The organism is Halorhodospira halochloris (genome assembly GCF_002356555.2).
Classification (GTDB): Bacteria; Pseudomonadota; Gammaproteobacteria; order Nitrococcales; family Halorhodospiraceae; genus Halorhodospira; species Halorhodospira halochloris.
Genome location: NZ_AP017372.2, coordinates 2,641,848 through 2,667,277, shown reverse-complemented (window position 1 = coordinate 2,667,277; position 25,430 = coordinate 2,641,848). Strand labels below are relative to the sequence as shown.

The 25,430-nt window shown below is 54.2% G+C and carries 21 protein-coding genes; 3 read left to right on the top strand and 18 right to left on the bottom strand.

Annotated elements, in window-relative coordinates; translation table 11 throughout:
- Nucleotides 1–2: 2 nt before the first annotated feature.
- The 4 genes from HH1059_RS12245 to hemC are packed head-to-tail and all read right to left on the bottom strand — an operon-like array spanning nucleotide 3 to nucleotide 4,992.
- Nucleotides 3–1,367: a heme biosynthesis HemY N-terminal domain-containing protein gene (locus HH1059_RS12245; RefSeq protein ID WP_096406478.1), complete on the bottom strand. Its 1,365-nt coding sequence runs from the start codon at nucleotides 1,365–1,367 to the stop codon at nucleotides 3–5.
- 2 nt (nucleotides 1,368–1,369) lie between these two features.
- Entirely contained in the window at nucleotides 1,370–3,271 is a 1,902-nt protein-coding gene (locus HH1059_RS12240; protein ID WP_096406475.1) for a uroporphyrinogen-III C-methyltransferase, read from the bottom strand.
- 6 nt (nucleotides 3,272–3,277) lie between these two features.
- Nucleotides 3,278–4,063, bottom strand: a complete 786-nt coding sequence (locus HH1059_RS12235) for a uroporphyrinogen-III synthase (RefSeq protein ID WP_096406472.1) — start codon at nucleotides 4,061–4,063, stop codon at nucleotides 3,278–3,280.
- Nucleotides 4,060–4,992: a hydroxymethylbilane synthase gene (gene hemC, locus HH1059_RS12230; protein ID WP_096406470.1), complete on the bottom strand. Its 933-nt coding sequence runs from the start codon at nucleotides 4,990–4,992 to the stop codon at nucleotides 4,060–4,062. The genes HH1059_RS12235 and hemC overlap by 4 nt, the downstream gene beginning before the upstream one ends.
- 209 nt (nucleotides 4,993–5,201) lie before the next feature.
- Here hemC and argH point away from each other — a divergent pair, with 209 nt between their 5' ends.
- On the top strand, nucleotides 5,202–6,599 hold the full coding sequence (gene argH, locus HH1059_RS12225) for an argininosuccinate lyase (protein ID WP_096406467.1): 1,398 nt from the start codon (nucleotides 5,202–5,204) through the stop codon (nucleotides 6,597–6,599).
- Nucleotides 6,596–7,357: a 16S rRNA (adenine(1518)-N(6)/adenine(1519)-N(6))-dimethyltransferase RsmA gene (gene rsmA / locus HH1059_RS12220; RefSeq protein WP_096406464.1), complete on the top strand. Its 762-nt coding sequence runs from the start codon at nucleotides 6,596–6,598 to the stop codon at nucleotides 7,355–7,357. The genes argH and rsmA overlap by 4 nt, the downstream gene beginning before the upstream one ends.
- 254 nt (nucleotides 7,358–7,611) lie before the next feature.
- Here the strand turns inward: rsmA and pdxA are convergent, their stop codons facing one another.
- Genes pdxA through HH1059_RS12185 form a run of 7 tightly spaced genes read right to left on the bottom strand, consistent with a single transcriptional unit; the run spans nucleotide 7,612 to nucleotide 15,825 of the window.
- Nucleotides 7,612–8,622 carry a 4-hydroxythreonine-4-phosphate dehydrogenase PdxA gene (gene pdxA / locus HH1059_RS12215; RefSeq protein WP_096406462.1) on the bottom strand — a complete coding sequence of 337 codons (1,011 nt, stop codon included), beginning with the start codon at nucleotides 8,620–8,622 and terminating at the stop codon, nucleotides 7,612–7,614.
- Nucleotides 8,619–9,902 carry a peptidylprolyl isomerase gene (locus HH1059_RS12210; protein WP_096406459.1) on the bottom strand — a complete coding sequence of 428 codons (1,284 nt, stop codon included), beginning with the start codon at nucleotides 9,900–9,902 and terminating at the stop codon, nucleotides 8,619–8,621. The genes pdxA and HH1059_RS12210 overlap by 4 nt, the downstream gene beginning before the upstream one ends.
- Nucleotides 9,903–9,957: 55 nt before the next feature.
- A complete protein-coding gene (locus tag HH1059_RS12205) occupies nucleotides 9,958–12,402 on the bottom strand; it encodes an LPS-assembly protein LptD (protein WP_096406457.1) in 2,445 nt (814 codons plus the stop codon).
- A complete protein-coding gene (locus tag HH1059_RS12200; RefSeq protein ID WP_096406454.1) occupies nucleotides 12,399–13,829 on the bottom strand; it encodes a glutamate-cysteine ligase family protein in 1,431 nt (476 codons plus the stop codon). Before HH1059_RS12200 ends, HH1059_RS12205 begins: the two co-directional genes overlap by 4 nt.
- 13 nt (nucleotides 13,830–13,842) lie before the next feature.
- A complete protein-coding gene (gene murU, locus HH1059_RS12195; protein WP_096406452.1) occupies nucleotides 13,843–14,499 on the bottom strand; it encodes an N-acetylmuramate alpha-1-phosphate uridylyltransferase MurU in 657 nt (218 codons plus the stop codon).
- Entirely contained in the window at nucleotides 14,496–15,533 is a 1,038-nt protein-coding gene (locus HH1059_RS12190; protein WP_096406449.1) for an aminoglycoside phosphotransferase family protein, read from the bottom strand. The genes murU and HH1059_RS12190 overlap by 4 nt, the downstream gene beginning before the upstream one ends.
- 25 nt (nucleotides 15,534–15,558) lie before the next feature.
- Entirely contained in the window at nucleotides 15,559–15,825 is a 267-nt protein-coding gene (locus tag HH1059_RS12185; RefSeq protein ID WP_096406447.1) for an HP0495 family protein, read from the bottom strand.
- A 272-nt stretch (nucleotides 15,826–16,097) separates the two neighbouring features.
- On the opposite strand from HH1059_RS12185, the gene HH1059_RS12180 reads away from it, so the two are divergent.
- Nucleotides 16,098–17,126, top strand: a complete 1,029-nt coding sequence (locus tag HH1059_RS12180) for a M14 family metallopeptidase (protein ID WP_096406444.1) — start codon at nucleotides 16,098–16,100, stop codon at nucleotides 17,124–17,126.
- A gap of 100 nt (nucleotides 17,127–17,226) precedes the next feature.
- Here HH1059_RS12180 and lipB read toward each other — a convergent pair whose 3' ends face one another.
- From lipB to mrdA, 7 genes are all read right to left on the bottom strand, one after another.
- A complete protein-coding gene (gene lipB, locus HH1059_RS12175; RefSeq protein ID WP_096406441.1) occupies nucleotides 17,227–17,862 on the bottom strand; it encodes a lipoyl(octanoyl) transferase LipB in 636 nt (211 codons plus the stop codon).
- Entirely contained in the window at nucleotides 17,863–18,708 is an 846-nt protein-coding gene (locus tag HH1059_RS12170; RefSeq protein WP_096406439.1) for a D-amino acid aminotransferase, read from the bottom strand. It abuts the gene before it with no gap.
- Between the two features lie 15 nt (nucleotides 18,709–18,723).
- Nucleotides 18,724–19,902, bottom strand: a complete 1,179-nt coding sequence (locus tag HH1059_RS12165) for a D-alanyl-D-alanine carboxypeptidase family protein (RefSeq protein ID WP_096406436.1) — start codon at nucleotides 19,900–19,902, stop codon at nucleotides 18,724–18,726.
- A gap of 291 nt (nucleotides 19,903–20,193) precedes the next feature.
- Nucleotides 20,194–21,228 (bottom strand): septal ring lytic transglycosylase RlpA family protein, encoded by a 1,035-nt coding sequence (locus HH1059_RS12160; RefSeq protein WP_096406432.1) that lies wholly within the window; start codon nucleotides 21,226–21,228, stop codon nucleotides 20,194–20,196.
- The gene (gene mltB, locus HH1059_RS12155) at nucleotides 21,225–22,247 is read right to left on the bottom strand and encodes a lytic murein transglycosylase B (RefSeq protein WP_096406430.1); all 1,023 of its coding nucleotides are present in this window, start codon (nucleotides 22,245–22,247) and stop codon (nucleotides 21,225–21,227) included. Before mltB ends, HH1059_RS12160 begins: the two co-directional genes overlap by 4 nt.
- A gap of 16 nt (nucleotides 22,248–22,263) precedes the next feature.
- Nucleotides 22,264–23,397 (bottom strand): rod shape-determining protein RodA, encoded by a 1,134-nt coding sequence (gene rodA, locus HH1059_RS12150; RefSeq protein WP_096406425.1) that lies wholly within the window; start codon nucleotides 23,395–23,397, stop codon nucleotides 22,264–22,266.
- Nucleotides 23,394–25,337: a penicillin-binding protein 2 gene (mrdA, locus tag HH1059_RS12145; RefSeq protein ID WP_231901957.1), complete on the bottom strand. Its 1,944-nt coding sequence runs from the start codon at nucleotides 25,335–25,337 to the stop codon at nucleotides 23,394–23,396. The genes rodA and mrdA overlap by 4 nt, the downstream gene beginning before the upstream one ends.
- Nucleotides 25,338–25,430 lie beyond the last annotated feature (93 nt).

The window sequence follows — 25,430 nt, the reverse complement described above, 5'->3', positions numbered from 1 at the left end:
TCTTACTCTTTTCTAAGGTAAGAGCGTAAGGCCGAACCAGGCTCCTTAGGCTTACCAAGAAGAGAATCACCCTCTCTGCTTGATTCTTGCTCACCATCCGATGAGGAGTCATCACTTGCCGTCATGTACTCCATGCTGTCACTGCTAGCTGGCTCGGGGAGGCCGAGGACCTCAGGGAGATCATCGCCGTCGGATGTTATCGCCATCGCCTCGCGGTAGGTTTGCCGGGCAGATTCCAAATGACCAGATTGTTCTTGTACATAGGCCAAGGCTCTCAAGTACTTGGGTTGAGCGCTTAAGTTTACTGCCGCCTCCAAGTACTCGCGCGCCTTATCATATTGTTCTGCTCGAATGGCCAGTGCTCCAGCCACGAACAGCACTTGAGGGTCGTCACGGCGTGTTTCAAGCCATGCTTCGACCTGAGCAAGGCGCTCGCCGATGTGGGCTTCTGCAGGGAGTCGAGCATATCGCAAAAGCAACCCTTCATCCCAATTCTTTTGTAGCTGCCTGCGAATGAGCTCCTCGGCTGCTCGGACTTGCCCATTCATGGCAAGACCATCAGCATAAGCTCCGATAACCTCAGGGTCTCGGCGCAGCGCTCGGCTGAACTCATTCCACGTCCGCTCTAGCGCATCTCTACCTACGGTTGATGCTCGCGAGAGCTTTTCTCGTGCTACCCAGCGGTTAATTTCCTCGAGTTCGCTTTTGGGCAGAAAACCGTAACGCTCGATTCGACTAAGCAAGGGTTCTACCCGCTCCCAGTCACCGAGCGCACGGCTGCAAGTGACCATTAGCTCTAGTGCTCGCCGATGCTTAGGATTAGTATCAAGGACGTTGGCAACTGTAGCCTGAGCTTCTTCTAGCTCACCTGCCTCGATTTGCAGCTGGGCCTGCAAAAGTTGCACAGCTGTATATGAACCCAGTCCAGACTGTTCTGCGGTGTTCAAATACTCGTCGCGTGCCTCGCGTGCGCCACGCCGGTGGGCGGCTATTGCAGCTGTTAGATAATTAACCAGCGGTGCTTCGCTGCGTTTCGCGCTGCGCGCGAGTTGTTGCTCGGCACCGTCATAGTCGCCTTCGGCAAAGCGCAGTAGTCCGCCGGTAAGCTCAGTGCGGGCGCTTTCCTGCCTTTTTCTGCCCTGCCAATTACGCAGCTGTGCGGGTATCGCGAGCAGCCGGCGCGTGCCTATCATCACGCTGTACAGGACTAACACGGTCAGCGCTATGAGCAATGCTGTGAGAAGCAGGCTCATCTCTATGCGCCACTCGCCTACCACGAAGTGGGCATAGCCATCGAGCTGATTGAAGTAGAGCGCAGCTATTACGGCGCCCGCGAGAATTAGTAGATAGATGAATAAACGGCGCATGGTCAGAACGACTTCACTGGATCAAGGACTGACTGGATATCCGGCGGATCAAGCTGAATGCTTTCCTCCACGATATCTTCTAGTTCCTGCTGGGCCTCGATGACGGCATCGTCGTCATCGTCGAAGTAACGCTCGAGCCATCCCTTTGCACGCTCGATATTGTCCTGGAACATCTCTTCATCTGCACGGTTTAGGGCGAGTATTGCGCCCTCTAGCTGCATGCGCAGGTTTTCGCGGATGAAAAACCGCTGTTCCGCCGGGATGTACTGCCTTATTTCGTCTTCTCGTTCAACTCTGATCAAGGAACCGAGGCCCTCGCGCAAACGTGCAACTGCGCGATCCCATCCCTCCTCTGCTGCCTCATCATCCAGTTCTGGCACTTCGCCGTCGACTATTGGGCCGTTTTCGCTGCGTAGTGCCATAGCCTCAATTGCTCCCATCTGAGCCGTGATGCGATCACGCAGCCCCTTAAGATCCGGCGCACTGTAGTCGAGGAGTTGATCTATTGCCTCACCAATGGCTTCTCGTTCGTCAACGGCTGCACCACCAAGTTGCGCATAAAGGCTATCAGCGGACTTCAAAGCTTCAAGAGCAGATTGCACATCTTTGTGGTAACGGACACGTTGTTGGGCGATTTGGACAAGGTGTGCCGCCTCTGCCCTTATCCAAGATTCCTCATCTTCTGGGCTGAGAGTATCAAGCCTCTCTACTTTCTCGGTGAGCTCATCGAGACGACCGCTGAATCGTTCTTCGAGTTCACTGATAAGTTCCTCGGCCTTTTTCTCGGCTGCTTCCGTATCCTCGGCCTGTTCGGCTAATTCGTCCAGGCGGCTCTCAAGGTCAGCTAGTTTGTCGGCAGTTTCTTCGCTGCGCTCCTTGACCGAATCCATATCGGTCAGGCGAGAGTCAAGCTCGTCTAACTTCTCCTCAAAACCGCTTAGCTGCTCCTCAACTGAGCTGATGCGTTCATCTATGCCGCCAAGCTGCTCGTCGACCAGTTCATCGACACCGTCTAGTTCCTCAAGCTGGGCTAGACGACCTTCCAAATCGCTTAGACGGTCATCGATACCCTCGAGCTGTTCCAGGTCTTCTACATCAGCCAAACCTTGTTCAATACGCTCTAGAAGATCGGTATCTAATTCATCGCGTATTTCGCGGAGTTCATCAAGGCCTTCTAAGTCAGCTAGGGACTCTTCTAGTTCGAGGAGCTTATCCTCGAGCTCTGATAATTTATCGGCTTGTTCTTCGGCTCGGTCTAGCTGTTGCTCAACCTCATCGGCTCGCTCTTCCCAATCTGCCGCTACCTCCTCTTGCCTGGTAGCCAGTTCATCAGCGAGGGTGTCTGGGTCTAGCTGGTCAACTTGATCGCGCAGTTCGGTAAATTCTTGCAGGTAAAACTCTTGGTAGCCGTAGTAGCCCATGCCGCCGACAGCACCGGTAAGGGCTAAAATAAACAGCCACAAGAAGGCCCGGCTACGCGGCTGTTGGGACTGGGCGGGCCCTCTTCTGGGGCCGGAGCCACCGGATCCCGGCCCACCGGAGCTAGGCCCTGCCGGGCCCCCACGGCTGGAGCCGCTGCTTGGTCCGCTAGGTGCCGCGGTGCCGGTGGTAGCGGATGCTTGATTGGCTTGCTGGGCGCCACCGGATTGGTTGGGGTGGGTTTGCTCGCCGGACGGGGGTTGTTCGCCGGCCGGGGCAGAACCCTGCTGTGAGTCGGTCTGGCTCACAGGGCCACCCTGATCACCTTGAGGGGGCTGTTGCCCTTGTTGCTGCGCAGGATGTGCGGAGCTTTCACTAGCGCCTGTGTTCTCTTGCTGGTTCGGCGGGTTACCGTTACCCGGTTGCCCCGGGGTTTGGCCACCTTGGCCGCCTTGGTTATTTTCCGGGCGGTTCGGATCGTTCATCGTCGCCTACTCCTGAATCTCTTCGACGGCCGCGGCCGCCCGTGCTGAGGCCGCGATAAGCTCATGTTCGGCCGCAGTTTGTGTGGTTTCAACATGTCTAAAATGCGGTTTCGCCAATGCCGCAACCCTATCCCCGATAACCACCGCTCCGGCTTGTTCGAGCCAGCGCCGGCCATATTCGCCTATTAGGGTAAGAAAATTACCCAGGACTTCGCCACTAGTGATGATGACAACGTGAACTCTGCCCTGAGATATAGCAGCGTGCAGTTGTTGTGGGTCGGTATTCGGGCATTCGCGACTGTACACCTCTAGAAAGTCGACTTTTGCACCTTGTTTGCGTAAAGTCTCGGCGAGGTGCTGACGGCCTCCTCGCCCTCTAACAATAATTACTCGCTCGTGTGCTGCCTTGCCAAGTGGTGTTTCGACCAGCAAATCCTCGCTAGTCGCGCCCTTCCTGGGGAAAAGTACATCTCCTACGCCTGCGTGACGAAGTGCCTCTGCGGTGCCTTGCCCCACTGTGGCAACACGAGTATTGGCAGAAGGGCCGCCAGCTTCTTTAATCCGGTGAAGGCCGTGTTCAACTGCATTGGGGCTGACAAAGATCAGCCAATCTGCCGATGCTGCCTCCGCTGCAAGAGCCCTGGTGGTTTCGCTGTCAGGCTCTGACTTGATGGCTAGCGAAGGGAAGCCAATTACTTCCGCCCCGGCCTTTTCCAAGGCAGCAGTTAATGGCCCTGCCTGGTGCGCTGGGCGGGTAACAACTACTCCTATGCCATCAAGGCTTCCGTTCATGATTCCTCGGCAAGTTGTTGCAAGATCCGGTCGGCGCCGCGAGCTAGAAGTTCCTCGCCCAACTCCGTTCCAAGCTTCTCGGCATCTACACCTGGGCCGCGTTTTTCCCCGCGGATTACCTCACTGCCGTCCGGCGCTCCAACCAAGCCGCGCAGATGCAACTCGGTCCCGCCCAGCTCGGCAAAGCCACCTATGGGAACTTGGCAGCTGCCTTCCAGGCGGGCATTCATGGCTCGCTCTGCATCTATACAGGTACGCGTTAAGGGGTCCTCGAGGCCGCGCACCAGATCCATGACACGCTCATCATCTGCCCGGCACTCAATACCAAGAGCTCCCTGGCCAACGGCAGGCAGACTCTCATCAGGGGTTAAGCGGCTAGCTATGCGTTCGGTCAGTTCGAGCCTATCGAGCCCAGAAGCGGCTAGGATTATGGCGTCGTAAACCTCGTCGTCGAGTTTGCGCAGCCGAGTCTGCACATTGCCCCGCAGTACCTCTACGTGCAAGTCGGGACGGCGGTCTTTTATCTGGCACTGCCGGCGTAAACTGGCCGTTCCGACGCAGGCCCCTTCGGGCAGCTCACTTAGAGTGGTATATTTGTTCGAGACGAAGGCATCGCGCGGATCGGCTCGACTGGAAACTGCCGCTAGGGCGAAACCTTCCGGCAGTCGCCAGGGGATGTCCTTCATTGAATGGACCGCCAAGTCTGCGTCACCGCGCAGCATCCCGTCTTCAAGCTCCTTCATGAACAGCCCTTTGCCGCCTATCTTGGCGAGAGGCTGGTCGAGTATCTGATCGCCGCGTGTGGACATGGGCACCAGCTCTACCTCGAGCTCAGGGTGGAGCCGACGCAGTTCGGCAGCTATGTACTCAGCCTGCCACAGGGCGAGCTGGGAGCGGCGGGTAGCAATACGCAGGGTTTCTGATGCCATTGTGTTATCGATCCGTCCGGTGGTTTGTTATAAGCAAGTTCACGTAGAGTATCGTTGCTAAACCGTCCCCGATGCAAGAATGGCGCAAACGGCGGGCATATTGCAAACAGCCCTGGCGATTTAGCAACCCCCTCCCAAATACTCGCGCAAACTTAGTAAACTACACAGTATACATCCAGCTATAGCTAAGACTACGGTGATTTTTGTCGATGAGTAAATCTACCTCCCCTGCCGGCAAACAGCTTTGGACAGGCCGTTTCAGCGAGCCTACCGATGCCTTCGTTGAGAGGTTCTCCGCTTCGGTGGATTTTGATTCACGCCTAGCCCTGCATGATATCCAAGGCTCTGCGGCCCACGCACGGATGCTAGCCGATTGTGGCGTGCTCAGTCCAGATGAGCGGGACTCAATTCTTGCCGGATTAGAGCAGATCGGTGAGGAGATCGCAGCTGGCGTCTTCCCTTGGGCGACGCAGTTAGAAGATGTCCACATGAACATCGAGCATCGTCTAACCGAGAAGATTGGCGAGGCGGGCAAAAAACTACACACGGGGCGCTCACGTAACGATCAAATCGCCACCGATATTCGTCTGTTTCTGCGCGCTGAGATAGATGCTATTTCTTCAGAGCTTACCCGTTTTCAAAGGGGACTGTTAGATCTGGCTGAGCGTGAAGCAGATACAATTATGCCGGGCTTTACGCATTTACAGGTGGCTCAACCGGTGACCATGGGGCACCATCTGCTGGCCTGGTGGGAGATGCTGGAGCGTGATAGGGGCCGGTTGGCTGACTGTCGTGGCCGCATGAACATGTGCCCACTCGGCGCAGCTGCCTTGGCGGGCACCTCCTTCCCCATCGATCGGTCTGCTACTGCAGAAGAACTTGGTTTTGATGCGCCGACGCGCAACTCTCTGGACTCGGTGAGCGATCGTGACTTCGCCATAGAGTTCGCCTCAGTAGCCAGTATTACCCTTGTCCATTTATCGCGGATGGCTGAGGAGATGATTCTCTGGGCATCACAACAGTTTGGTTTCATCGAATTGCCTGATCGCTTCTGCACGGGCTCTTCTATTATGCCGCAGAAGAAAAACCCCGATGTCGCCGAACTGGTGCGAGGAAAAGCGGCGCGGGCACAGGGCAACCTTGTCCAACTGTTAACCCTAATGAAAGGCCAGCCCTTGGCATATAACCGCGATAACCAAGAGGACAAGGAGCCCATCTTCGATAGTGTGGATACCCTACGCGACTCGCTAACAGCATTTGCTGACATGGTGCCAGCCATGGAAGTTAACCGTAAGCGCTGCAGGGAAGCTGCCCGAGCAGGATTCGCTACAGCAACTGATTTGGCAGATTATTTGGTAAGACAGAATGTGGCCTTCCGTGATGCCCACGAAGTTGTAGGTAAGGCAGTGCGTTATGCTGCTGACAATGACCGTGACTTGGCTGATCTGAGTCTTGAAGAGCTACGCCAGTTCTCTTCAGCCATTGCAGATGATGTCTATGCAGTTTTGACCCTGGAGGGCTCAGTTGCAGCCCGATCCCACATCGGCGGGACGGCGCCAAAGCAGGTTAAATCACAAGTTAAGGCAGCTCGGGAGCGGTTAGCTTGAGCCACCGGCCAAGGAAGCGATTCGGCCAAAATTTTCTGCATGATAGAGCAGTTATAGAGCGCATGGTTGCCCACATTGCCCCCCAGCAAGGGCAGCAGCTGCTCGAGATTGGGCCGGGGCAGGGCGCCTTGACGGAGCCATTATTGGATCGGCTGGGCAGCCTAACAGCGGTAGAGTTGGACAGAGATTTGGCGCTGGCTCTTGAGCAGCGTTTTGGGCAACGCTTGCACCTTCTAGTTGGAGACGTACTTGAGCTAGATCTCCAACCGTATTTGCCGGATCAGGGGCGATTGCGTGTGGTGGGTAACCTCCCCTACAACGTTTCGACGCCGATACTCTTTCATTTATTGGCGGTAGCAGAGCATATAGAAGATATGCATTTGCTGCTGCAAAAGGAGGTAGTTGACCGCATGCTTGCTGCTCCTGGATCCAAAGCCAGGGGCAGACTTTCGGTTATGATTCAGTATCGCTGCCATGTCGAACGCTGCTTTAATGTTCCTGCCGGGGCCTTCTTTCCTGCTCCCAAAGTTATGTCTAGCTTCGCTCGTCTGGTGCCTTATCGGCAATTGCCCGCGGCGGCAAGGGACGAACAACTGTTCGCTAAAGTGGTAGCTGCAGCCTTCTCTACCCGTCGCAAGACTCTTAGAAATAGTCTACGTGGCTTGGTCGATGAGCAGAAGATTGTCCGTGCAGGCGTGGATCCAGGACGGCGTGCCGAGAGCCTAACTGTGGCAGAGTTCGTCAACATCGCTGCATGACTTGGGATTTTTAGTAGCGCTGAAACCCGCTCAGCCGCATGCCTCCTATTGGGAACCTCTAAAAAAACTCCCCGGCGCCATCATCTGCCCCGGTGCGGAGCTCTTTGCGCCAGGGATGGCGCCATGAAGCCTCCAGTGACGGGTTCACGGCGCCCTCAATACCGGGGCAGATCGGATGATGGCGCCGGGGAGGTGTTTTAAAGGCACCCTTATTGTGGAGGAGGCCGTGGGTCTTCCCTAAGCAAGTGCCCTAGTTAGGTTGGTCTATGTTGACGACGAATTGCCAACTCAGCTGCTAGGTCAATTGCTGACTGCAGGCTGCCGCAGTCAGCGCGACCGCTGCCGGCCAGTTCTAAAGCTGTGCCGTGATCGACAGAAGTGCGGACTATCGGCAAGCCCAAAGTTACGTTAACTGCGTGGCCAAACCCGGTGCGCTTGAGTACTGGCAGGCCCTGATCATGGTACATGGTCAGAACCGCATCGGTTCCTTCCAGGGCAGCTGGGATAAAGGCGGTATCTGCTGGTACTGGCCCCGTAAGGTTCATGCCAGCGCCGCGCAGTCGTTCGAGCACGGGGATTATTGTGTCAATCTCTTCGCTGCCTAGGTGGCCTCCTTCGCCGGCGTGTGGATTTATACCAGTCACTACGATACGGGGCGCGGCAATGGCGAATTTATCTACTAAATCATGATGTAGTGTGGTTATTACGCATTCTAGAAGTTCATCGGTAATGGCATCCGGGACCTCTCTTAGCGGGAGGTGGGTAGTGGCAAGCGCGACCCGCAGCCCTTTTGCGACGAGCATCATAACTGGGTTGGCGGTGCCGAACAGTTCAGCGAGCATTTCTGTGTGGCCGGTGAAGGGGATCCCGGCCTCGTTTATAACCCCTTTATGTACTGGCGCTGTAACTATGGCATCAACCTGGTTATCGAGCGTCAGGTTAACTGCGCGCTGGAGTGTCTTAATGACCGCTGGCGAGTTGGCGGGGTTAAGGACTCCTGCCTGCGCTGGAGTCGCTAGCTCAACGCCATCAACCGGCAAGCGACCTGCTGTGTGACCGCATGGAGGGTTTTGGCTTTGCCAAGGGAAAAGCTCTAGTTCTTGGGCTGGGCAAGAATAAACCTTAGAGCGCTGGCGGAGAAGATCAGGGTCGCCTATGGCTACTATTTCAGCTTTCTGCTGGCTACAGGCCGCTGCGGCAACAAGCTCATAGCCTATGCCGGCCGGTTCGCCGCAGGTGACTGCTATCCTCGGGGTGCAACTCATGGGCTCTCCAGGCGGTAGTCGACGTAGGACTCCTCGCGGAGCTGTCGTTGCCACTGCTCAAGGGCTTCTTGGCTCTTGCGCTCAAATATCTGCTGAGCAATTTGCTCTCGTCGCTGCTCATCGGTGACGTCACGCTCGCGGCGTTCCTCTACGCGGACGATGTGCCAGCCGTATTGAGTCTGAAAAGGCTCGCTTGTCTCGCCGGGCTCAAGCTTGTCGAGCTGTTCCTGGAATTCAGGTACCAGTTGCCCTGGGGAGGTCCAGCCGATGTTGCCGCCATCTGCCTCACTGCCTGGGTCTTCTGAGTACATGCGAGCGAGATATTCAAAGCTCTCACCCTCTTCAATTCGCTCAAGAAAGCTCTCCAGCCTTTGCCGGACATCGTCGTCAGTGACCCCTTCATCTGTTTGAAGTAAGATATGGCGCGATTTTGTCTCCTCCACGATTTGGGCATCTTCGCGGCGTTTGTCCAATAGCTTGACGATGTGAAAGCCGTCCGCCGCCTGGATTACCTGGCTGATTTCCCCGGTCTCCAATTCGGTTGCTGGTTCAGCTATAGAGCCAGGCAGTTGCCCAGGCAGTCTCCAGCTAAGTACTCCTCCGTCTTCAGCACTGGCAGCGTCGGAGAAGGTTTCAGCTAGTGATTGAAAGTCAGTGTCTTCCTCCAGCGCCTGCTCGCGAAGCTGTTTGGCACGCTCCTCGGCGCTTTGCAACTGCTCAGGGGAAGCGCCTTCAGGAGTGCCAACGCGTATATGCGCGACAAGATATTCGATATTATCCTGCGCTGCCGCTGCCTCAACTGCATCTTCTATCTCCCTGGGTGAGACATCAACCTCTTGTTGCACAATGGCTTGGTGGAGTTGGCTGATGGCGATTTCATCCCGTAGGCCGGAGCGGAACTCGGCGAAATCCATGCCCTGCTGAGCTACAGCACTGCGCAGCTGAGTCAAAGTCATGTTGTTTTGCGCGGCTATTCGCTGCATGGCGGCGTCGAGAGTGGCATCATCTATTCTTACTCCGGCGCGTTGTGCATGCGCAAGCTGCAGCCGCTGCATAACTAGGCGCTCTAGAACCTGACGGCGCAGTTGATCGAGGTCTGGCAGCGGTTGCCCTTGCTGCATAAGTTGACTCTGGATGCCCTGAACTTCACGCTCCAGTTCAGAAGCCAGAACAATCTCCTGATCAGCGACGGCGACAATCCGGTCAAGGCGCTCGCTTGCCAATACGCCTGTTGCAGTAAGCAGGGCTATCAGTACGGTGATTACGGTTAGTCTTTGCATGTTGCTGATAATATGTGCTCCACTGAGAGTGCTTTTTCGATTTTAGCAGTTAACACTAGAATACAGCTTCATCATAATCCTGCACTATGTCTTTGATGAAAGACTCGGTGTCATCGCCAAACCGGGTAAGCCCGGTAAGCTCGAACTCGAGCATTATGGTGTTTTCCAGCTCTCCGCTTGCCCCACGCCGATAGCGCCGGCTTACGCCGCGCACAGCCCAACAGCACGAGCGGTACTCAACTCCTCCGACCACTTCAAGATTAGTGCGTTCCAGGCGAGAGTACTGCCAGCCACCCACTAAGCTCCAGTTTACATCTACAGGCAAGGTTCCAGAAGCCTCTATATAGTCTTGGGTCCTTTCGAATATTGACGTGTCATCGTCGTCCTGCTCTTCGCGTATTCTGTAGCTTAAGTTTAGTAAGGTGCGCGGGGCGGGACGGTACTGCCAGTCGGCGCTAAAGCTGGTAGCGACAGGTTCATCACGATGCGGGTCATAGCGGTGCTCCGCACGTAGATTTAGATCGCCGGGTAGGCGTAACTCCGCGTCAGCGAAGATGTCTGAACGTGACCGGGATAACTCTTCAGAGTCCTGGTCTTCTGGCAATGTTACTCGGCGATCATGCAAGTAGTGCACCTGGCCGACGCTGGCTCGAAACGGTTCAGAGCCTTCGGTTACGTTAAGCAAACGGGTGGTGACAGCGGTAGTTATCTGATTGGCATCTGCAATACGGTCTACTCCCGAGAAGCGGTTTTCCTGGAAGAGCTGGGCAACTGTGTTTGGGCGTTCACCGGTGTCGAAAATGGGAAATTGGCCTTGCTCCTCGTATGGAGCGTAAAGATAAAAGATACGCGGTTCGAGGGTTTGTAAAAATGGTCGTTGACCAAAGATAAAGGGGCGTTCGAGAAATATGCCGGCGTCTATACTGGCTATGGGCACCGTACGGTCTAATTTGCCCTCCGCAAATGGGCTATCACCGTCGTGATCATCAGGTAGATGGTTGGTCGTATCATAGTGCGAGTGGTGAAGGCTCAGCGCAGGCTCTAAGAAAAAAGCCTGTCTATGAACGGGCCAAGATAGGCGTGGGTTGATATGGTAGCGCCTGCCTGTGGGTCGCTGCGCATCACCTTCTTCTTTGGCTTCATCGGGCAGTTCAAACTGGATGGCCTGAGCTTCTAAGCGGTACTCTAAGTTGCCTGGGAGTAGTCCGGGATTGTGTTCATACCAAATCGCCGGCCAGTGTCGGTAGGGGTCATCAGATCCAGGTCGAAGATTTTGCCAATGCTGTATTTCTGCCTCCCAGGAGTGATTGCCTATGGACTGTTCTGCATAGCCTTTGCTCTCCAGCTCTGTGCCACTGCTGCCGACCAGATCTGAGGAGAAGTCACGCAGGTAATCTTCATCGCTCACTCTCTCAAGCTCAATGCCATAATCGATGCCGTAGGGTAAGTCTCCACTGTGTTGCCAATCGACGGCCCAGCGCGGCTTATCGGGATCGGCGTGGCCCTGTTCACTTAAGTGCTCGGTATATACATCGTCACTGTCCATGTACTCTGCGGTAAATTCACCCTCAAGTTCGGGACGTAAGTAGCGAAATTCTCCGCCAATCTTCTCCCCACGGCGAGAGTAGTATGTAGGAGCCAGAGTAAGATCGTAATTCGGGGCAAGCCGAATGTATAGCGGCAGGGTGAAGTGCCCACCATCGGACTCGGACTGACCAAAGCTTGGTGGTAGGAGCCCAGTACGGGGCTGGTCATCGACTGGGAATCGGAGGTAGGGGGTGTAGATCCAGGGTATACCTCCGACCTCAAGACGAGCGTGGCGTGCCGTGCCGAATCCTGTTTCATAGTTAATTTCCAGAGACCCGGCCTGGAGCAACCACATCTCTTCACCTGGAGGGCATGTCGAGTAACGTAAATCCTCTATGCGCGCCATTTCTGCCCCGGTGCTGAGAAGTCTGCGGGCTGCGCCTTGGTGGTAGGGAAAGAGCCTGAATTCAGTTCTATCGACCTCCAAGCTGTCAGCATGAATGTCGAATCGACCCGCACCACCCCACAGATTTAAGCCTGCCTCAGAATAGGTGAATTGATTAGGAACAATTGCGAGCCCCTCAGCCTCATTCAACTCGACGTTATCAGCATGCAGGAGCTGATCTAGGCGCTGCAGTCCGGCACGGCCACGCAGGGTGTATATGCCAAGCAAATAGTTGCCACTGATCTCATCAGCTTCGAGCTGCCAGGGAGTCTGTGGATCATTGCGCTTGGACCGATCTACAGAATCGGGCGGCGCTGCGAGCGGTGGGCCACAGAGTTGGATTCGGCGCAGTAGCCGTGGATCTTCGAGTCCAGCCGATGTGCTAGCTGGCAGCTCCTCTGCGTTCTCGTTCTGGTCTTCACTGAGAATATTTGAGGAAGAGTCTTCAGCCTCAGCTAAAGGGCTTAAAAACAGGGCCGCGCACAGCCAATAGCCGCCGGTTTTTGCTAGCAGACCCTTAGTTGTCACAGCTGCCAGGTATGCACTGGGTTGCCTGAGCGCGATTGTTCCAGGTAGGCCAATGTAAGTGCCTGCATGTCGTGGCCATGCTTGGCTACCCAGTTTGCTTGCCAGGCAGCACCTGTCTGGCCCGAAGCTACTCTTTGTTCAATGACCTTAAGGTGTTCTCCAGCATCTTTCATATTCACTGCGGCCCGAGCTAACCCCCTTCTCGCGGCGGGGAGCAATTTGTCGAGGATCAATTCCCTAACGGTACCGTACCAGCCATCAAGCCACTCAACCTCGGCTGACAGACCATAACGGGCGGCGCGATAGAAGTTCTGTTCTGCCACGTGAAAAGGCAATCTTTCGATCAGACGTTTCTCAGATTCGGCCAGTTCAGCTACTGCCCCATAGAAAAACGCCGCGTTAGCAATAACATCACTTATGGTAGGTCCTGCCGCCATCACTCTATGTTCAAGGCGGAGTTGGCAGCCGTCTTCGGTCGTTTCTACCAGGGGTCGATTCCAGCGCCAAATGGTGCCATTGTGCAGGCGCAGGTGGGCTAGCTGCTCATGAGGTGTATCGAGAAGCATTGGTAGTAGTACAGGATGGTGTTGGCGGTTTTCGATAAAGAAATCCAGCAGGCTGTCGCGCGCGTAGCCGCTGCCGAATCCTACTCGAGCAAGGGTGCCCGCTCCCCCAGGCTCAAGCTGGGTTACAGCGACTGCCTGTTCAAAGACAGGGATACGCGTCTCTTCCCAGAGTCTGCGGCCGAAAAAATATGGAGAGTTCGCTGCAGCCGCTACAGTCGCAGCAGAGAGAGCAATCGCTGCGTTAAAGTAGTAGCTGGCTCGATCTGCCGGAAGCTGCAGATGAAGCTGCAGGGAGGTTGTCATGGCCTCCAGCATGACATCGGTACGGGTGGTTGATATCTGCTCAGTACCTTCGATATTAAGGGCTAGAGGCTGGCCGTTGCGCAGGGCGAGAACTTGTTCGTTAAGGGCGCTGTAGCGCGGCGAAGGAGTTATATTATCAAGAGATACATCAGCCTCAGTGGCTGAGGGTAGGATGCCGATAAGGCATACTGCTGCGTCTTCTTGTTGGGCAGCCTCATGGGCATTCAGCAAACGCTTACTCAACTCGTTGCTAAGAGCTGAGAATGGGGCATTGAGCAGATCCCTGACATCGGTGTTGATCTCAAGGTTGAACAGGGCTAGCTCATTCTCAACTCTTGGATCGGTTGTGTTGCCTAGAACCCTATCGCTCAACGGGGCTGGTGAGCCGTGGCCATCTATCAGCCAGGCCTCTAACTCGAGTCCAAAGCGCAGGCCGTCGTCAGCCAACTTGCCTTTATTAATCCATTCACTTAGCAGGTTGGTCTCTTCCTTGAGAGCTTGGCGAAAGCGGCGAAAATCTGCAGCACTGAAGCGGGATTTGGCGATCTCCTGTCCCACCTGATGCTCTCCTTTAAATAGCCTGGCGAGCAGCCTGCAACCGCTCAGGTGTACCGATATCGTGCCAAGCGCCTGGCCAGTAATCACCGCTTACTCGGCCCAGTTCAGCTGCGCGGCGAAGCAAAGGGGCGAGAGGAAAGTTGCCAGGCCGGTAACCAGACCACAAGTTAGGTTTCAAAGCGGCGATGCCGGCAAAGGTTAGCATTTGCGCGCCACTAGTGTGTACTCGACCGTTTGCCAATGCAAAATCGCCTTTTTCATTATGCGGTGGGTTGTCGACTAATACTAGATGTGCGCAATCACTCGGTCGCTCTGGCAGGCGAGCAAAGGGGAAATCGGTCCATATATCGCCGTTTACTAACCAGAAGGGTTGATTGCCTAGCAGGGGCATTGCCTTCAATATGCCGCCTCCGGTCTCTAGTGCGCCCTTTGCCTCACGGCTATAGACTACTTTCACACCCCAAGGGTGGCCATCACTGACATACTCTTCTATCTGCTCGCCAAGCCATGCCGTATTGATAATGACCTCATCCACACCGGCCTGCTTTAATCTTTCCAGGTGCCTGCTGATAAGTGGTTGGCCGCCAACCTCTATTAGTGGCTTAGGCGTCAGATCGGTTAGGGGCCGCATTCTTTCGCCGCGCCCGGCGGCGAGTATCATAGCTTTCATGTCTGCTCACCCGATTTGTTGGCCAACTGCAGAACAAAATCGACCTTTTCTCGGCACTCCAATGACTCGGCCGCGCTGCGCAGGTAGCCGAAAAAGCGTGGCACATCTCTAAGGTAGCTAGTTTTGCCATCACGATAAAAAAGCCGCGCAAAGATTCCTATTACCTTGAAATGGCGTTGCAAGCTAGTCCATTGACAATCTATCCAGAACTTGTCGAAAGAATCATCGAGTGGAACCCCCGCCTGGCGTGCTTGCCGCCAATATGCATAAAGGCCTTCTCGAACAAAGTCGATTGGCCAGCTTAAGAAGGCGTCACGGTATAGGCATACCGGGTCGTAACTGGCTGGGCCAGTTACTGCGTCTTGGTAGTCAAGTACCCCGGGGAGGGGTTGAGAAATCATCAAGTTGCGGGGCATAAAATCGCGGTGCACATATACTTGTGGCTGGCTTATAAGTTGTTCAACTATGCAGTCGAATAAACCGTCTATCTCACTCTTAGCGGAGACGGATAGATTAAGAGCACAGTGATGCTCTAAATACCAATTGGTGAATAAGTCGAGCTCGGCTCGGAGTAAGCGGGCGGAGAATTCCGGCAACCTCGCAGGACGGCTGCTTAGCTGCCAATCGATAAGAGCTGTAATGGCGGCTGAGAACAATGGTTCGGGCGACTGGCCCTGTTCTGTGAGCGCGTCGAGGTAAGTCAATTGACCAAGATCGGTTAGAAGTAGGAAGCCGTTACGGTAGTCGGCAGCGATGATCCTAGGGGTGTTAAGCCCAGCTTGGCGCATCATCCAGCCAATGCGCACAAAGGCGGCGGTACTGTCCCCCTGGCCCGGTGCGTCCATTAGTATGTAACTGGTGACGTGGCCGTTTTCCTGGACAGGGCGGTAGGGGTCAGAACCTACCCTTGTGATACGGAAATAGCGCCTGGAGCTGGCATCAGATGCTGCTGGTGCGGCTGTCACACTCGTTTCGAGCACCCGTTGACACCAGTCAAGGGCGCGATCCAGGCGGCTGTCAGGGTAACCTGTCATGGTTAAGTGCTTTGCTACGTGGCTCTCAAAGGGTCATTATGACAGCATCATCACTCTGGAGGGCACCGTAGATATCCTCTAGCTGCTCGCGGCTGCTGGCTTCTACAGTCACTGTGACTGAAACGTAACGTCCATTGCGGCTTGCTGTGGTTTTGGTGTTGACTACCTGGGCGTGTGACGAAGCGATTTCCTCAACCCTGTCCGTCAGGTTGGCCGTGGAAGATCCCATCGCCTTAATACCAACCTGGCAAGGAAATTCAAGGGGAGTTGTTTCGCTATCAAAGCCAGACATAGGTATGCCTCCTCCAGTTGGGGGCCTCAATAAAATCCCCGCTGAGCCGGCTGCTTCGGTTTGGAGGGTGCCTTGAATCCCTCCCTGGAGTCTTCATGGCGCCACCCTTGGCGCCAAGGCCTCCACACCGGGGCAGATAGTGGGTGGGGCCGGGGAAGTTTATTGGGGCGCTCGTGAGGATTCGTAAATCCTTCTGGAACTGTATTATGCTGCTCATCCAGTGGCAGTAAAAGGCCTCTTCATAAAAATTTTGAGCATGCAAAAGATAATCTATGCTGAATGTATATAGTGGTTTACCAGAGGGGTTTCTTGCGGCCAAGGCAAGCGACTTGCAGCAGCTGCTTGGCGGGCCGAGCCTGATAGAGATCGTAGGGCGCAGGGAGCCTCCCCTGTTTGTTTCTATCTTGTTGCACGGCAATGAAACCACCGGCCTGGATGCGCTACAGCTTATCTTTAATAAATATCGGGAGCGTGAGTTACCGCGCACGATCTTGTTGTTTGTAGGAAATGTTGCAGCTGCCCGGCGAGGGTTGCGAAAGCTTCCAGAGCAGCCGGATATGAACCGCGTTTGGCCTGGTACGGCCTTACCCGATTCGCCTGAGAAAAGGCTTGCTGCTGAGGTGATAGCGCGAGTGAAGTCGCGTGGCTGTTTTGCAGCTATTGATATCCACAACAACACTGGTCTTAATCCCCATTATGGCTGCGTAAACAAGCTTGATGGTCCTTATTTACAGCTTGCAGCACTTTTTTCGCGAACGGTCGTGTACTTCACGCGACCTCATGGGGTACTGTCTTTGGCAATGGCCAAGCTTTGTCCTGCCACCACCATTGAGTGTGGACAGGCGGGTAGTCCGGGTGCAGCAGAGCACGCGGCCGAATTGGTGGATGCGGCGCTGCATCTAGCAACCATCCAGGAGCATCCGCCGCGAGAAATTGATATATACCATACGGTTGGTGCCGTCAGGGTGCCTAGCCACCACAGCTTCGGGTTTGGTGGCGAGCGGGAAGTCGATTTGCATTTGACCAGCGATTTGGAGTTGTATAACTTCCGCGATTTGCCTGCGGGGACTCTATTTGCCTGGACTGATCCGGCACGGGGGGCATTTTTTTCAGTTGAGGACAATGAGGGCCGAGAGGCAGCCGCGGATTTCTTTGTTCGTGATGGCGACTCTATTCGCCTGCGCCGACCGGCTATGCCGGCTATGCTGGCGGTCAACGAAAAGGCAATTCGCGATGATGTACTGTGCTACTTAATGGAGCGTTTGCCTCATCCGTACGACGCCTCTAAAGACAGCGCCTGAGCCAATGGGCTCGAGCGCTGTCTTATAGATTCCACATAGGTAATTAAAGATAGCCTAGTCGAGTTTTAGGGGCTAAAAAAAGAGCCTGGAGAGGCCCACTTCAGTGTTTTGCTTCTCTTTCGAGTGCGGCTAGCAAGTGAATTCCCAACTCTACTTCCGCTCTATCCAGCGATGGTGTGACACCATGGTCGTAGAGGCGTGTTGTAGGCATATCCTTCATACCACAAGGGTTAATCCTAGAAAATGGTTCAAGATCGTTACTGACGTTTAGGGCGACCCCATGGTAGCAGCGGCCATTCTTTACCCTTACTCCCAAGGCGGCGATCTTGGCACCATCGACATAGACACCGGGCGCCCCTTCGCGTCTGTGTGAGGCGACCTCGTGTATTGCTAGAAGTGAGATGACAGCTTGTTCCAGGGCGTGTACCAGTTCGCGTACAGATATGCCCCAGCGCCGGAGATCGAGCAGCGGGTAAGCGATAATCTGTCCAGGGCCATGCCAGGTAACCAGGCCGCCCCGGTCGGAGTGGATTACTGGTATATCTCCCGGATTCAAAATATGCTCTTCCTTGCCTGATTGGCCTAGGGTATATACGCTCGGGTGTTGAACTATCCAGACTTGATCAGGGCTATCTGGGCAACGTTGAGTGGTTAGTTTGCGCATCTCATGCCAGGTGTCGGTGTAGTCGCGCAACCCCAGATAACTTACCTGGGTGTCTAGCAAGGCCGTGACCATTTAGCTTTCCTCTTTCAGTTTGTCTAGCCAGAGGCGCATGGACTCATGTATAGGGCCAGGTCTTCCTTCACAAATGGGGTGGCCATCAATCTCAATGACCGGGGCTACTTCCTTGGTTGAGCTGGTTAGCCAGACCTCATCGGCGTTGCTCAGTTCGTCGATATGAATCTCGCGGCAGCTGTGCGGTAAGCCATATTGCTCGGCCAGAGCAAGAATCGCATTGCGTGTAACCCCAGGTAAAACGTCGTGATTCAGTTGTGGCGTACTCAGGTGCCGGTCCTTAACAATAAACAGACTACTGGCTGCGCCTTCGGTAACTAAGCCGTTGCGATGCAGGATTGCCTCATCAGCACCGTTGTCCGTTGCGCTCTGGCGCAGCAAAACGTTGGCCAGCAAAGCAGTGCTTTTTATGTCACAGCGCGCCCAGCGTGTATCCTCAAGTGTTATTGCCTTTAATCCATGGTTTGTCGGTGAAGGCAGCTCACTGACCATCGCAAAGATAGTGGGTTGGTTACCATCGGCGGGAAATTCGTGTCGTCTTTGGACAGGGCTGCCGCGGGTAATCTGAAGATATAAAGCAAGATCACCACCCCCGTTAAGGCTGCATAACCTCGTCAATATGTCTTCCCAATCAGCGTAGCTGTGAGGGTTGGACATCCTGATAGCATCTAGAGAACTGTGTAGCCTTTGCAGATGAGCCTCGAGCAGGAAGGGCTTGCCAGCGTATACGGGGATAACCTCGTATACGCTGTCGGCAAAAAGGAAACCCCGATCAAGCGGTGAGATATGGGCCTGATCGAGCGGTAGCATGCGACCGTTGAGATAGCAGATAGAATGCTCAGGCATGACTAAAACAAAGCTTTACTGGAATCTTAGCCAAAGGCTATCCACTAACCGGCGCCATAGCCCACCTTCTTCAAGGTCATTTAGGGCTATTAGTGGCTCGGTGTGGATGACCTCCCCCGCAAGTACGATATCCACCTCGCCGATCTCTTCGCCTTGAGTAATTGGGGCGATTAGCTCGTCGTGGAGCCTTACCGAGGCGCTAAGATTATCTCTTTCCCGGCGCGGAATCGTTACATAGAGATCCTCTGCGATGCCTAACTCCAAAGACTCCTTATCAGCTTTCCAGGTACGGGCCTCGCTGAGTCGCTCTTGTGCGCTATAAAGGCGATGAGTTTCAAAGAAGCGGAACCCGTAGTTGAGTAGTTGGTGGCTTTGCTGGGCACGGGCGTCTTCGCTATCAGCCCCTAATACTACCGATATGAGCCGCATTTCTGCTCTTTCAGCGGATGTGGTGAGATTGTATCCGGCCGAGCTGGTATAGCCGGTCTTCAAGCCGTCCACGCTCTCATCGCGCCATAGCAAACGGTTGCGATTATGTTGCACGATGCCGGCGTATTCAAAAGAGCGTTGCGAATACCAATTGTAAAACTCAGGATGCTCTTCAATGATTGCCCGAGCTAAGCGTGCGGTGTCGAATGCTGTTGTATACATCTCCGCATTCGGCATGCCGGTAGAATTGGCATATTGAGTATTCTCCATGCCCAAGCGTTGTGCCTCCTGATTCATAACCTGGGCAAAAGTATCTTCGTCTCCGGCTACATGCTCAGCCAGAGCTACTGCGGCGTCGTTGCCTGATTGAATGATCAAGCCTTGGAGAAGCTTTTTGACAGACACCTGTTCGCCGACTTCAACGAACATGCGTGATCCCTGGGAGCGCCAAGCCCGTTCACTTATGGTGACGCGATCTTCTAAGTCTATGTGACCGGCGCTAAGCTCGCGGAAGACTACGTACGCGGTCATCATCTTGGCTAGGCTCGCTGGTTCCCACTGTTCGTGTGGGTCGCGTTTAGCGATGATATTACCGCTTTTGATGTCAACAAGTATAAAACTTGGCGAGCCTATGCTAGGTGGTGAAGGAGTTGGTACAGCCTCAACGATTGGTTGTCCCCAACGCGAATCATCGGCAACAACTGACAGGGAGCAGCAAAAACCAATTAGCGTTGCCGCGACCAAGCTGACAAAGGCTTTTCTCATGGTCTATATTTACCTCAGGATATGTAGCTACATGCTGTTGGCATACCGGAGCATTGTACTCCGAGATTCCGAAGCGCTCCACAATGTGGTCTAACCTCTCGTGACCAAACCTATAGGGGTGCTCGTGGGAACCTCTAAAACTGCCCTGGCGCCATCATCTGCCCCGGTGTGGAGGGCGCCGTGAATCCATTCCTGGAGGCTTCATGGCGCCATCCCTGGCGCCAAGACCTCCACACCGGGGCAGATGATGGCGCCAGGGCAGTTTTAGAGGTTCCCTCGTGGAGAGGATGATCATTCCATAGAGCGCACGGGTATGGCGTCAACCCCGATTTTTTCTAAATCTGCCCTAGTGTTTTCGAGTTCATCAGCGCCTTTTATTGGCCCGAGTATGACCCTGTATATAACCCCTTGTTCTCTATTGATTTCATCTATCTCGACCGGATGCTTAAACTGGCGGAGCTTCTGTTGCGTTCTTTTGGCATTATCCCTGGAACTAAAGGCGCCCGCTTGGAGGTATGCTGCTTCTGCGTTGCTTTCAAGAGGGGGAAGTTGGTCGGCGGCCGCAATGAAATGATCAAAACTGGTAACTGGTATTTGGTTGTATGCCGGCGTAGGATGATGTGTTTGGCTCTTTTCAGTCTGCTCCACAGAAGCTAACTTCCCCTCTTCCTGCTGAGGGGGGGGTGTCTCTATCACCCTGATCTTTACAGGTGCTGTGCCGCGATCATCGATATCAAGTCTTACCGCTGCTGCATAAGAAAGATCGATTATCCTCCGGTCGGTGTCAACAAAAGGGCCCCGATCATTGATCTTAACGACGATAGTTTGGCCATTTTCCAGGTTGGTCACCTCCGCCCAGCTTGGCAAAGGGATCTCGCGGTGGGCAGCGGTCATCGCATACATGTCATATGGGGTCCCGCTGGATGTGCGTTGGCCATGAAACTGTCTGCCATACCATGAAGCGTAGCCGCGCTGGGTGAAACCTTCAGCAGAATCCATCACCGAATATTGCTGGCCAAACACCTCATAGGTTTCGGGATTGCCGTAGCGGCTCCGGTTGGTTTTGCGTGGCACTGCATCGGGAATGCTGGTTAGCTCTTCCCGACTGCGGTGAAGCGAAGGACCGTCACCGGCCACTCGTGCTGACGGATCCACGTCAGGTCCAGGTGGTGCGTGTGCGTCTGGCTCTTCACTTGGTTCATGCTCAATTGCCGGATCTTCAGCTTGCTCAGGGGTTGTGGAACACCCGCATAGCAATTGGTATACCAAGAACGAGCTGATTGGGATGAACAGCTTTACCCGGTTGCCAAAAAGCCCCTGCGTCACCTCTTATGCTCCTCTAATATTGCCTCTGCAAGTTGATAAACCGCCATGGCATAGAGTGCACTATGGTTATATCGGGTGAGGACATAGAAGTTAGTGTGCGTTAGCCACAGCTCGGGACCATCCTCGGCTTCAAGTTTAATAAGCCCGAGTCTATCGCTGCCAGCCGCGTCTTGGGGTATCTTAACGCCGAGATTGGTAAGCTGCTCAGCGGTATATTCGCTGCGCACAGGTCTGTTTAGCGATGCCAGAGCCTTCTCCCACTCAGATCCATCCGCCTCTGTCCTGTTGGTGATCTGTCCGTTATGTTGCCAACCGTGCTTGTTGAGGTAATTTGCAACACTGGCCATGGCGTCGGCGACGTTATTGAATAGGTCGGCTTGTCCATCGCCATCGGCAGCTACAGCATAATGCTTGTAACTTGAGGAAATGAATTGCGGTTTGCCCATCGCCCCTGCATAGGAGCCATAAATCTCTGTGGGATCAAGGCCATGCTGCTTGGCTAGCAGCAAGAAGGCCTCGAGTTCGTTGCGGAAGAAAGAACTGCGTGGCGGGTACTGGAACGCCAACGTACTTAGCGCATCAAGGACCCGATGATCACCCGAGCGCTCCCCGTAGTAGCTCTCCACTCCAAGTATGGCAATTAGGATATGCGCTTCTACCCCGAACTTGTCTACGACATCATCAATAATCTTCTCATGCTCTTGCCAATATTTTGCCCCTGCCGTGATTCTTTCACGGGTTAGGAAAATTTGTCGGTAGCGGTGCCACTCTAAAGCCTCCGCTGGGCTTTTGATTCTTTTTAGAGCCCTATCGTCGTGGCGAGCCTGCGCCAACAGATCACGCATCTCTTCGGCATCAAAACCATGCTGGCTGGACATCCGCTCAACAAAGCTTTCTTTGTCAGTGGATAGGCCTTGGTTGGCGAGGGTGGTAGCAAATGGTGCCAGCGCCAGAATAGTAGTAACTATGACATAACCAGCAGCTATAAGTGCATAATAGGTTATCAGTGGCTTGAGCATGTCCAGGAGCCCGTGTTTATGTCCAGAGTCGTCGGTGTGTATGAATAGCCATCAGTATGCCGAAGGCCGCCATTACTGTAACCAAAGATGACCCGCCGAAGCTGATGAGAGGAAGTGGCAGCCCAACTACGGGAAGTAGTCCGGAAACCATGCCAGCGTTTATTACAACATAGGTGAAAAATGTTAGGGATATGCTGCTAGCCAGTAATCGGCTGAAATTATCTTGAGCCATGGCAGCAATATATAGCCCTCTACCAACCACTATCAGATAGACGGCGAGCAGTTGCGCTACGCCAACCAAGCCAAATTCTTCTGCTACTACCGCCAGAACGAAGTCAGTATGCCTTTCAGGAATGAATTCCAAATGTGCCTGGGAGCCGTTTAACCAACCTTTACCAAACAGCCCTCCCGAACCGATAGCTATCTTGGACTGAATTATGTGATACCCGGCTCCTAAGGGGTCGGATTCCGGGTTAATGAAGGTCATAACCCGGGCCCTTTGATAGTCATGCATCACAAAAAACCACAATAGTGGCACGCTAACGCAGAGGGTTGCTAACCCTCCAGCAATCCATCGCCAGCTGATGCCGGCAATGAACAAGACAAACAGGCCGGCGGCTGCGACAAGAACAGCAGTGCCAAGGTCAGGTTGCAGGACTATGAGCGCCGTTGGTACCAGTATCAACCCTATGGCTAGTAGTACTCGGGAGGGGCGAGGGGGGACATCGGAATCTGCAAGCAACCAGGCTATCATGATTGGTAATGCGAGCTTCATTAGCTCAGCAGGTTGGAAGCGAATAAATCCAATCTCTATCCAGCGTTGAGCTCCTTGGCCGATTGCCCCCTTGATCATCACAGTTAACAATAGGGCCAGCCCTAGGCCAAAAATCCATGGTGCCCAACGGCGCAAAGTTCGCGGAGGTATTTGAGCAAAGACGAAGAGGGCCAAAAATCCGAGCGAGACCCTAATAACTTGTTGCTGGGTCTGGGCCCAGTCTTCGCCAAAAGCGCTATAAAGCACAGCCACTCCAAATACTGCGAGTACCAGCAGGGCTGTAGCCATGGTTCCATCAATATGGAGCCGTGATTGTAGAAAAGACTGGCGGACGTTTACGCCGCGGTGATCGGGGAGTGCGGTAGAGGTGTTCATGGGGCTATCTCGAGTTCAGAATCCTCTTCGTCTTCAACTTCGCTCGCATCTATCCGCCCCTGCTCTAGCTGTTGGAGGTAGGTTTTATCTTGCAGCATCCAGTAGTCTACAACTGCTCGTGCTACTGGTGCGGCTGCGGCACCGCCACTACCGCCGTGCTCAATGACCACCGCTATTGCTATTTGGGGGTCGTCTGCTGGGGCCAAGCCGATAAATAGCGCGTGGTTGCGCAGGTGTTCTGGTCTCTCTTCGTCGTCATCGACGTCTCTTTCGGTGATTTGCGCCGTTCCAGTCTTGCCAGCGAAGTCGTAGTTTAAGTTCTCGTTGATCAGCCGGGCGGTTCCGCGGTAGTGCTGTATCGCAAGACGCATGCCCTCGATAGTCTCTTCCCAGTGGGATGGGTCATCAATATCTATGCGTTGAGTTGGTGTGGTTTCCGTGGCTTGGCCCAGTTCAATTGCCGAGTTCTGATCATTGTTGGCGCCGTCAGCTACACCTCTAACCAGTCGTGGCGTTATTAGTTCGCCCCTATTGCCGAGGATGGCGGTGGCCGTAGCCAGCTGCAGGGGGGTAGCATTAAAATAACCTAGGCCAATGCCCGTTATTACCGTCTCTCCGTGAAACCATCCCTGCCCGATGGCGCCCCTTTTCCAGTCACGGGAAGGTAAAACACCGCGTCGCTCGCCAGGGATGTCTGAGGTTGTCTGCGCCCCAAAACCGAACTGTTCCAAGAATTTTGACATTCGGTCGATGCCTAGCTTGAAGGAGGTGTCATAGAAAAAAACATTACAGGACTCAGCTAGAGCCTGGCCGAAGTTAATGTCGCCGTGACCGGTCTCTCGCCAGCAGCGGTAGGGTCGATCACGCCCCTCCAGGAAGAATTCTCCATCGCAATTGACTTCTGTGTCCTTTTCAATCACTCCATGCTCAAGTGCTGCGAGGCCGACGAAAGGCTTTATAGTCGAAGCCGGTGAGTAGGTGCCGCGGCTAGCGCGATTGTAAAGCGGCTGCCAGCCAGTTCGTTCGAGCTCACGGAAACGTTGATGTGTCATGCCCTCGACAAACTTATTCGGGTCATAGCTGGGTTGACTGGCTAGGGCCAATATCTCCCCGCTCTGCGGCTCTATGGCGACGACTGCTCCTCTTTCATCACCTATGGCCCGCTCGGCAACCTCCTGCAGCTTACTATCTATAGTTAAGATCAAATCGTTACCGGGCTTCGGGGGGGTGCGCTCTATGCTGCGAATAACTCTGCCTAAGGCATTGGTTTCGACACGCTCAAAGCCAACCTCACCGCGCAAGGTATCTTCAAAAGCGAGCTCAATACCGCTCTTGCCAATATGGTGAGTACCGCGATAAGTGGACTGATCAATGCGCCTTAAGTCTTCGCGGGTTATGTGCCCGACGTGTCCTACAGCATGACTCGAATGGTTCGGGTTGGGGTAGTGCCGGACTAAGCGGGCATTCACCTCCATGCCTGGAAAGCGGTGCCGGTGTACCGCCAGTTTGGCTACTTCTTCATCATCGAGTTGAGATCGAAGAGGCACCTCCTCGAAGCGACGTGAGCGTTGCAGCTGAGTTTTGAATCGCTCCTTTTGAGCATCACTGACATGGACTATTTGAGAAATCTGCTCGAGGGTTTTTTCGAGATCAGGAACTCGCTCAGGAATTAAAGTCAACTGATATGAAGGGCGGTTCTCTGCTAGCACGTGTCCATTGCGATCGTATATTAATCCTCTAGTCGGTGGAATAGGCGTAACCTTAATGCGGTTTTCATGAGAGAGAGTAGCGTAGTGCTGATGGTCGACTATTTGGAGTCGCACCATTTGGGATAAGACTATCAACACCGTTATTAAGCAGACAGTTCCCGCTAATATTATGCGGGTGCGAGTTATGTGCGCATCGCGGTGATGATCAGGAATGCGTGAAGCTTCGCTCACCCTAGTAGATCCATACTTTGTTAGTTGCTTTCGGGCAGGGCCCGAGTGAAAATTGCCTATCTTTCGGCAAATCCATAACCTGGGACAATCTTC

What these genes read in the sequence shown, in the direction of transcription:
- HH1059_RS12240 (WP_096406475.1), bottom strand. Translation starts at nt 3,271, where the DNA reads ATGAACGATCCGAACCGCCCGGAAAATAACCAAGGCGGCCAAGGTGGC.
- HH1059_RS12235 (WP_096406472.1), bottom strand. Translation starts at nt 4,063, where the DNA reads ATGAACGGAAGCCTTGATGGCATAGGAGTAGTTGTTACCCGCCCAGCG.
- murU (WP_096406452.1), bottom strand. Translation starts at nt 14,499, where the DNA reads ATGAAAGCTATGATACTCGCCGCCGGGCGCGGCGAAAGAATGCGGCCC.
- HH1059_RS12190 (WP_096406449.1), bottom strand. Translation starts at nt 15,533, where the DNA reads ATGACAGGTTACCCTGACAGCCGCCTGGATCGCGCCCTTGACTGGTGT.
- hemC (WP_096406470.1), bottom strand. Translation starts at nt 4,992, where the DNA reads ATGGCATCAGAAACCCTGCGTATTGCTACCCGCCGCTCCCAGCTCGCC.
- HH1059_RS12170 (WP_096406439.1), bottom strand. Translation starts at nt 18,708, where the DNA reads ATGCCTGAGCATTCTATCTGCTATCTCAACGGTCGCATGCTACCGCTC.
- HH1059_RS12245 (WP_096406478.1), bottom strand. Translation starts at nt 1,367, where the DNA reads ATGCGCCGTTTATTCATCTATCTACTAATTCTCGCGGGCGCCGTAATA.
- rodA (WP_096406425.1), bottom strand. Translation starts at nt 23,397, where the DNA reads ATGAACACCTCTACCGCACTCCCCGATCACCGCGGCGTAAACGTCCGC.
- pdxA (WP_096406462.1), bottom strand. Translation starts at nt 8,622, where the DNA reads ATGAGTTGCACCCCGAGGATAGCAGTCACCTGCGGCGAACCGGCCGGC.
- lipB (WP_096406441.1), bottom strand. Translation starts at nt 17,862, where the DNA reads ATGGTCACGGCCTTGCTAGACACCCAGGTAAGTTATCTGGGGTTGCGC.
- HH1059_RS12185 (WP_096406447.1), bottom strand. Translation starts at nt 15,825, where the DNA reads ATGTCTGGCTTTGATAGCGAAACAACTCCCCTTGAATTTCCTTGCCAG.
- HH1059_RS12180 (WP_096406444.1), top strand. Translation starts at nt 16,098, where the DNA reads ATGCTGAATGTATATAGTGGTTTACCAGAGGGGTTTCTTGCGGCCAAG.
- mltB (WP_096406430.1), bottom strand. Translation starts at nt 22,247, where the DNA reads ATGCTCAAGCCACTGATAACCTATTATGCACTTATAGCTGCTGGTTAT.
- HH1059_RS12165 (WP_096406436.1), bottom strand. Translation starts at nt 19,902, where the DNA reads ATGAGAAAAGCCTTTGTCAGCTTGGTCGCGGCAACGCTAATTGGTTTT.
- HH1059_RS12210 (WP_096406459.1), bottom strand. Translation starts at nt 9,902, where the DNA reads ATGCAAAGACTAACCGTAATCACCGTACTGATAGCCCTGCTTACTGCA.
- argH (WP_096406467.1), top strand. Translation starts at nt 5,202, where the DNA reads ATGAGTAAATCTACCTCCCCTGCCGGCAAACAGCTTTGGACAGGCCGT.